This is a genomic window from Agromyces humi (assembly GCF_009720255.1).
Lineage (GTDB): Bacteria > Actinomycetota > Actinomycetes > Actinomycetales > Microbacteriaceae > Agromyces > Agromyces humi.
In genome coordinates this window covers 1-810 of sequence record NZ_WJSP02000707.1, presented here as the reverse complement: position 1 = coordinate 810, position 810 = coordinate 1, and the positions used below count along the sequence as shown (strand labels likewise).

The 810-nt window shown below is 75.7% G+C and carries 1 protein-coding gene; it reads right to left on the bottom strand.

Annotation, left to right across the window (positions count from 1 at the left end):
• Positions 1 to 810: hypothetical protein (locus GH736_RS23690; protein ID WP_203230946.1), on the bottom strand; the 810-nt coding region annotated here is incomplete at both ends.

Below are 810 nucleotides of genomic sequence, written 5' to 3'. Positions count from 1 at the left end.
CACGGGCGCGATCTCGACGATCGCCCCGTCGCCCGTCCAGCGGACCCGGATGAACTCGTCCCCACCCGGGGGCGTGTCACCGGTCGGGGCACGGGTCACCGCGGCGAGCCCGCTCGCGGTGACGCCGCCCTCCGCGACGCAGCCCGACGCCAACCGTCCGTCGACGGGGAGGAGCAGCAGGCAGACCTCGCCCGTGGTGGTCCGGGCGAGGTACACGGCCCCGCGGAAGGGCTCCACCGGCAGTCGACGGAAGCTCTCACCCAGGAACCAGGCCGACACCGGCTGCGTCGGGAGGTCGGTGGGCTCCTGCATTCGAGCGAACTCCTCCTCGAGGGCGGCCCCGAGCGAGACGTCGTCGTTCGGCAGGACGTCGTCGACCGCGCCCCGTACCGGGTCGCCGGTCGGCTCGTCGCCGGGGCCGGGGCTCCCGCCGGCGAGCTGCAGCACTCCCAGCGCGAGGACCACCCCCGCCGCAGCTCCTGCCAGGGCGACGACCGCGGTGCGGAGGTGGGACGATCGAACCCCGCGCGCCGATTCGACGGCGCCGGCGGGCCGTTCCGCGGGACGTGCATCGGGCGTGTCCGGCGCAGAGGCCTCGGCGATCGCCCGGTCGATCTCGATGCGCTGACGGTCGAGCTCTCCGATCAGGCGCGCGAGTTCCTCCGCCGCGTCCGAGCCGTCGGCAGTTCGGGTCGAGTACACCACGAGCTCGAGCTCCCGCACCCGCGCGCTCGGCGACGGCTCGCCGCTCGGCAGCGGACGGTCGGGATCCGCGCGCCACGCGAGCGCGTCGGCCGGATCCCACCCGCC